This is a genomic window from Rhizobacter sp., from assembly GCF_035702065.1.
Classification (GTDB): Bacteria; Pseudomonadota; Gammaproteobacteria; order Burkholderiales; family Burkholderiaceae_C; genus Rhizobacter.
In genome coordinates this window covers 1-7,029 of the sequence record NZ_DASSRA010000484.1, presented here as the reverse complement: position 1 = coordinate 7,029, position 7,029 = coordinate 1, and the positions used below count along the sequence as shown (strand labels likewise).

5 protein-coding genes are annotated in these 7,029 nt (G+C 68.3%); all 5 read right to left on the bottom strand.

Annotation, left to right across the window (positions count from 1 at the left end):
* Positions 1 to 143 precede the first annotated feature (143 nt).
* The gene (malF, locus tag VFL64_RS21685; RefSeq protein ID WP_489542466.1) at positions 144 to 1,709 is read right to left on the bottom strand and encodes a maltose ABC transporter permease MalF; all 1,566 of its coding nucleotides are present in this window, start codon (positions 1,707 to 1,709) and stop codon (positions 144 to 146) included.
* Between the two features lie 66 nt (positions 1,710 to 1,775).
* Positions 1,776 to 2,972, bottom strand: a complete 1,197-nt coding sequence (gene malE, locus VFL64_RS21680; protein ID WP_489542465.1) for a maltose/maltodextrin ABC transporter substrate-binding protein MalE — start codon at positions 2,970 to 2,972, stop codon at positions 1,776 to 1,778.
* Positions 2,973 to 3,026: 54 nt separating this feature from the next.
* Positions 3,027 to 4,109 carry an ABC transporter ATP-binding protein gene (locus VFL64_RS21675; protein ID WP_489542464.1) on the bottom strand — a complete coding sequence of 361 codons (1,083 nt, stop codon included), beginning with the start codon at positions 4,107 to 4,109 and terminating at the stop codon, positions 3,027 to 3,029.
* Between the two features lie 24 nt (positions 4,110 to 4,133).
* Positions 4,134 to 5,801 carry an alpha-glucosidase gene (locus tag VFL64_RS21670; protein WP_489542463.1) on the bottom strand — a complete coding sequence of 556 codons (1,668 nt, stop codon included), beginning with the start codon at positions 5,799 to 5,801 and terminating at the stop codon, positions 4,134 to 4,136.
* A 135-nt stretch (positions 5,802 to 5,936) separates the two neighbouring features.
* The coding region (locus tag VFL64_RS21665) for a LacI family DNA-binding transcriptional regulator (RefSeq protein ID WP_489542462.1) at positions 5,937 to 7,029 on the bottom strand (1,093 nt) is incomplete at its 5' end.

The following is a 7,029-nucleotide window of genomic DNA, read 5'->3' as shown; positions in this document are numbered from 1 at the left end:
GCCGGAACGAGATCGACAGGATCATCAGGAAGGGGAACAGCGTCACCACCACCAGCGCGATCAGGAAGGCGTGGGCCAGCAGCACACGCCAGCGTTGGGACCGGGCGACGACGATGGCCATGATGCTGTTGCCTTTCCTCGATTCAGCGCGCCGTGTCGCGGGCGATCCGCGTGAAGCGGATCTGCACCAGCGAGATCGCCGCCACCAGCAGGAAGATGACGGTGGAGATCGCCGCGGCCAGGCCGAACTGCTGCCCCGAGTCTTCGAAGGCGATGCGGTAGGTATAGGACACCAGCAGGTCGGTGGTGCCCGCGGGCACGCTGGTGTCGAGGAAGTCGGGCCGCCCGCCGGTGAGCAGCGAGATCAGCACGAAGTTGTTGAAGTTGAAGGCGAAGGCCGCAATCAGCAGCGGCGTGAGCGGCTTGATGACCAGCGGCACCGTGATGCGGAAGAAGTTGGTGAGCGGCCCGGCGCCCGCCACGGCCGAGGCTTCGTACAGGTCGGCCGGGATGGCGCGGATGAGGCCCATGCACACCAGCATCATGTAGGGGTAGCCCAGCCACACGTTGACGATGAGCAGCATGGCCTTGGCCAGCGTCGGATCGGAGAACCAGGTGGGCCGGATGCCGAACAGCGCATCCAGGATCAGGTTGATCTCGCCGAAGTTGTTGTTGAACAGGCCGCGGAACACCAGGATGGAGATGAAGCCCGGCACCGCATAAGGCAGGAACAGCAGCACGCGGTAGACGCTGCGAAAGCGCAGCGCGTCCCAGTTCAGCAGCACGGCCAGCAGCATGCCCAGCGAGCCGGCGCCGAGCACGGTGAGCGCGGCGAAGGCGACGGTCCACAGGAAGATGCGGAAGAAGGGCTCGCGAAAGGCGGGCTCGGTGAAGATGCGACGGTAGTTGTCGAAGCCCACCCCCACCTGGTAGCCGGGCGGCACGGGCTGGCCGGCCGCGTTTTCGTAGAAGCCGGTGCGCGGGTTGGCCTTGAGCAGTTCGCCGGTGCGGCGGTTGGCGAGCACGCCGGGCTCGCGCTGCTCGTACACCGGCTCCAGCCCGGAGAACTGGCGCAGGCCGGTCATCACCACCTTGCGGCGGTCGGGCAGCTCGAAGCTGAGCGCCTTCAGCGCGGCCTGGCGCTGGATCACATCACGCAGAGGCAGCGGCTCGCCGAGCGGCAGCTTCACCTGCGCGATCGGCTCGACCTGCAGCTTGAGCGGCGCGGTGCTCTTGAGGGCGAGCGGGCCCGAGACCCAGGCGGCGTCGGAGTCGGGGTCCTGCAGTCGCACGCGGAACTCCGGCCCGTCGGCGTGCAGCGTGAAGGCAAGCGGCGCGCCCTCGGCGGCCACGGTCTCGTCGAGGTGGTACTGCGTGGCGCGCTGAAAGCTCAGCAGGTTGCTCGAACTGTGGTTGGTGAAGCCGATGCCGATGGTGTAGAGCATCGGGAACACCACGAACACCATCGCCGCAGCGATGCCCGGGAACAGGTAGCGGTAGGCATAGAAACGCGGCGAGGTGTAGAGCCAGGCCGCCAGCGCCGTGATGAAGAGGATGGTGCCCGCGAGCAGCGTCTCGCCGGCCGCGTGCACCATCACCACGATGTAGAGCGCCGCCAGCAGCAAGACGCCGAGCACGAGCGGGCCGACCCAGCGCGGGGCGGTCTTCTTGGCGGGCGACGTCATGGCGAGGGCGGCGGTGGAATGCATGGGAAGAAGGCGTCCACCCGGGCTCGGCAGGCTGGTTCCGGGCGGACGCTGGACAACAGGTTCAGCTCACTTGGCGGCGATGCGCTTGGCGGCGGCGTCCATCGCCTCCTTGGGCGACTGGCGGCCTTCGGTCATGTTCTGCAGCGCCGAGGCCATGGACGACCAGAAGCGGCCCATCTCCGGGTTGTTGGGCATGGGCGCGCCGTCCTGCGCGCTCGCCATCGTGGCCTGGATGTTCGGGTTGCCTTTCAGCTCGTCGAACAGCGCCTTGTTGGCGGGCGTGCCCAGCGGCACGTCGTCGTTGATCTTCTTCAGGCCGTCGACGGTCAGCATGTGGTTCTCGAGGAACTCCACCGCCAGGTCGCGGTTGGGGGTGGCCTTGGTGATCATCGCGCCCAGCACGCCCACGAAAGGCGCGGCCTTCTTGCCGCCGACCGTCGGGATCTTGGCGACGCCGAAGTTGATGTTGGCCTTCTTGAGGTTGTCCCACGACCAGGGGCCGTTGATCATCATCGCCACCTTGCCCTGGGCCATGCCGGCTTCCATCTCGGCGTAGTTGGCGCCCTTGGACATGGTGCCGTCGCTCACCATCTTGGCGAGCAGCTCGGCGCCCTTGAGCGCACCGGCGTTGTTGACACCGGTGTCGTTGGCGTCATAGGTGCCGTCGGCCTTGAGCTTGAACGGGTAGCCGCCGTTGGCCGCCAGCAGCGGCCAGGTGAAGTAGGTGTTGTTGTAGTCCCAGAGAATGGCCTTCTTGCCCGAGGCGCTGAGCTTCTTGTCGAGCGCGACCACTTCCTCGAAGCTCTTGGGCGGGGTGGGCACCAGCGCCTTGTTGTAGACCAGGGCCACGGCCTCGATGGACATCGGGTAGCCCCAGGTCTTGCCGGCCACGGTGAAGGCCTTCCAGGCCAGCGGGTCGATGTCGGCCTGCACCTTCTTGCCCGGGGTCACGGGCTGCAGCAGGCCGCCGGCGATCCATTCGCCGATGCGGTCGTGCGGCCAGATCCAGATGTCCGGGCCCTTGCCGGCGGCGGCCGCCGCCTGGAACTTGCTGGGCGCGTCTTCGGGGTACTCCACCGTGACCGGGATGCCGGTCTTCTTGGTGAACTCTTCGCCGATCTTGATGATGCCCTTGTAGCCCTTGTCGCCGTTGATCCAGACGAGCAGCTTGCCGGGCTCGGCGGCCTGCGCGTGCGGCGCGAGCGCCGCGCCCAGCGTGAGAGCGGCGGCGGCCGCGAGGAAGGTGCGTTTCGTTGTCGTCATGGTGCTTGTCTCCTGGTCAAGGGTTGAGGGCCGTGAGGCGTGTCATGGCAGGGTTCACGGGAGCGTGTGTCCCTGCTCGTCGAAAAGGAAGCAGCGCTCGCGCGGCAGGTGCAGCCACGCGGTGTCGCCGGTGTTGAGAACGTTGTCGGGGGCGGTGCGCACGGTCAGCGGCTCGGGCGAGTCGCCCGCCGTGAGGTGCAGGTAGGTGGTGTCGCCCAGGTGCTCGGCGAGTTGCACGAAGGCCTTCACCGCGCCTTCGGTCTGTTGACCATCGGCCGCCACGTGTTCGGGGCGGATGCCCAGCGTCACCGGCTGGCCCACGAACGCAGCGCGGGCCGCTGCGTCGCCGGCGACCGGCACGCGGGTGCCGTCTTTCAGCAGCACGTGGTTCGCATCGACCAGCGTGGCGTCGATGAAGTTCATCTTGGGCGTGCCGATGAAGGCTGCGACGAACTTGTTGACCGGCCGGTGATACAGCTCCAGCGGCGCCCCCACCTGCTCGATGCGGCCGGCGTTGACCACCACGATGCGGTCGGCCAGCGTCATCGCTTCCACCTGGTCGTGCGTCACGTAGACCATGGTGGTGCGCAACTCGCGGTGCAGGCGCGCGAGCTCCACGCGCATCTGCACGCGCAGCGCGGCGTCGAGGTTGGACAGCGGCTCGTCGAACAGGAACACGCCCGGCTTGCGCACGATGGCGCGCCCGATGGCCACGCGCTGGCGCTGGCCGCCCGACAGCGCCTTGGGCTTGCGCTCCAGCAGGTGCTCGATCTGCAGGATCTGCGCGGCACGCTGCACGGCGGCCTTCATCTGCTCCTTGCTGTAGCCGGCGAGGCGCAGGCCGAAGGCCATGTTCTCGGCCACGCTCATGTGCGGGTAGAGCGCGTAGCTCTGGAACACCATCGCGATGCCGCGCTCGGCCGGCGGCACCTCGTTGACCACGCGGCCGTCGATGCGCAGCTCACCGGCGGTGATCTCCTCCAGCCCGGCGATGCAGCGCAACAGCGTGGACTTGCCGCAGCCCGAGGGGCCGACGAAGACGAGGAACTCGCCGTCGCTGACTTCAAGGTCGATGCCGTGCAGCATCTCCACGTCGCCGAAGGACTTGCGCAGACCGCTGAGTTGGAGGGTGGCCATGGTGTCAGTCGCTCTTCACTTCGATCAGGCGTCGTGCTCGCCGTAGAAGAAGCCGTGGGCCGGCAGGCGGATGCGCGTGCCGTCGAGCCGGCCTTCGAGCTGGTCGTCCGCGCCCGTCTTGACGGGCTGCAATGCCGGGGTCGGCGCCGCGATGTCGACCGGCGTGCGGCCGAGGTTGAACACGCACAGCAGCGCGCGGCCGCTCTCCGGCGTGCGGTAGAAGGCCAGCACCGGCTCGGGGGCGTCGATGAAATGGATGCTGCCGGTGAGCAGCCGCGGCTGCGTCTTGCGCCAGGCCAGCAGGCGGCGCATGAAGTGCAGCGGCGAAGACGGGTCGGCCTCGTTCACGTCGACCGCGCGCGCCGCGTGTTCCGCGGGCACCGGCAGCCAGGGCTCCACGTCGCGGCCGCCGCTGAAGCCGGCGTGCACCGCATCGTGCTGCCAGGGCATGGGGGTGCGGCAGCCGTCGCGGCCCTTGAACTCGGGCCAGAAGGTGATGCCGTACGGGTCTTGCAGCTTCTCGAAGGGGATGTCGGCCTCGGTCAGCGCGAGCTCGTCGCCCTGCCACCAGCACACGCTGCCGCGCAGCGAGGCCAGCATGGCCAGCGCGACCTTGGTGTAGTCGGGCGACGCGCCCTCACCGCCCCAGCGGCTGAGGAAGCGCTGGGCATCGTGGTTGCCGATGGACCAGCTGGTCCAGCCGTCGGCGATCTGTGCTTCGAGCGCCTCGACCTCGCGGCGGATGAAGGCCGCACTGCCTTCCTTCGACAGCAGGTTGAAGCTGTAGGCCATGTGCAGCTTGTCGCCACCATTGGTGTAGGCGGCCATGGTCTTGAGCGAATCATCGTCGCCGATCTCGCCCACGCTGGCCACGCCGTACTCGTCGAGCAGCACCCGGATCTTCTGCAGGAAGCCGATGTTCTCGGGCTGCGTCTTGTCGTACAGATGGCGCTGGAAGCCGTAGGGGTTGGTGGCCGGCACGGTGAAGGTGTCGGCACGCGCCGCCGGCGGGTTGTCGCGCAGCTGGCGGTCGTGGAAGTGGAAGATGCAGGCGTCGAAGCGGAAGCCGTCGATGCCGCGGTCGAGCCAGAAGCGCAAGTCGGCCAGCAACTGCTTCTGCACCTCGGGGTTGTGGAAGTTGAGGTCGGGCTGGCTGGCCAGGAAGTTGTGCAGGTAGTACTGGCAGCGGCGCGCGTCCCACTGCCAGGCCGAGCCGCCGAAGACGCTGAGCCAGTTGTTGGGCGGCGTGCCGTCGGCCTTGGGGTCGGCCCACACGTACCAGTCGGCACGGGTGTTGTCGCGGCTGGCGCGGCTTTGCGCAAACCAGGGGTGCTGGTCGGAGCTGTGCGACAGCACCTGGTCGACGATCACCTTGAGGCCCAGCGCATGGGCACGCGCGACCAGGCGGTCGAAGTCGGCCAGCGTGCCGAACAACGGATCGACGTCGCGGTAGTCGGAGACGTCGTAGCCGAAGTCCTTCATCGGCGAGCGGAAGAAGGGCGAGACCCAGATCGCATCGACGCCCAGGCTGGCCACGTAGGGCAGGCGCTCGATCATGCCGGCGAAGTCGCCCACGCCGTCGCCATTGCCGTCGGCAAAGCTGCGCGGGTAGAGCTGGTAGATGACGGCGCCACGCCACCAGTCACGGTCCTGGGAGGTCACGGCCGGCGCAGTCCGGGGCTCGGTCTTCATGGTTCTTGAACGATTCAGAAGAAACTTGGTTACACCCGGGAAGGGGTGATTCTGGGGTTGGACGCGACTGTAGTGGCGCTTCTGAATCGAGAAAGAGCGGGGTTACCCTAGGGATGTAACCCGGGTACGGGCCGTTCAGGTGTCGCGCACCACCAGGGTCAACGGCAGCACCACCGAGGGCTCGTCGTCGAGCACCACGCGCACGGCGCTCTCGCCCTTCTCCACCCCGTCCTGCCGCACCGTGGTGAGGCCGGCTTCGGCCGCGGCGGGGATGTCGTCGAAGCCGACCACCGACACCAGCTCGACCTGCTTCCAGCGGCGCATGGCCGACATGGCCGCGAGGGCAAAGCGGTCGCTCATCGCCACGACGGCAATGCGGCGGTGCTTCGTGAGCTTGGCCCGCTCGCGCTCGATGGCGCGCAGCACGCCAGCCTCGGGGTCGCCATCCTCCACGATGTGCCACACGATGCGCGAGGCATCGAAGCCCGCGCGGCGCGCGGCCTGCGCATAACCGGCGACGCGCTCGCAGGCGTTGAAGGGGCTGCGCGGCGCGCGTGCACCTTGCGCGCGCTTCATCGGCTCTTCGGCCACGAAGAAGCACAGCACCAGCACCACGTCGGGCTTGGCTTTCAATGCGTGCGCCATCGCGAGCTCGGCGCCGCGCCTGTCGTCCAGGCACACCGATGGCGCGCCCGGCACCATGGTGTCGACCACCACCAGCGGCAGCGGCGCGGCCCTCACCATGGGCGCGAACTCGGGGGCCACCTCGGCATGGAAGATCAGCGCATCGGCCGTGGTCTGGAAGGCGATCTCCAGCGTGGGCTCCATGCGCCGCGAGAACATCGGAATGAGCTGCAGCGTGAGCCCGCGCCGCTGCAGCTGCCGCGCCACGCCGCGCATGAAGTCGAGCGTCAGCGGGTCGTTGAAGGCGTAGGGCAGGTCGTGGTGGAACACCAGCGCCACCTCGCGCAGCTCCTTGCGGCGCAGCGCGCGGGCCTTGGGGTCGGGGCCGAAGTAGCCGAGCTCGCGCGCGGTGGCGAGGATGCGCTCGCGCAGGTCTTTCGAGAGCTGCTCGGGCCGGTTGAAGGCATTGGAGACCGTGGTGCGGCTGATGCCGAGCGCGGCGGCCACATCGGCCAAGGTGAGGCGCACTCGCCCACGTGGGGCGTCGGGTGGCGCGGGGGTGGTCTCGTCGGTGCCCATGGTGAGGGCGGAGTGTAGAGGCCGG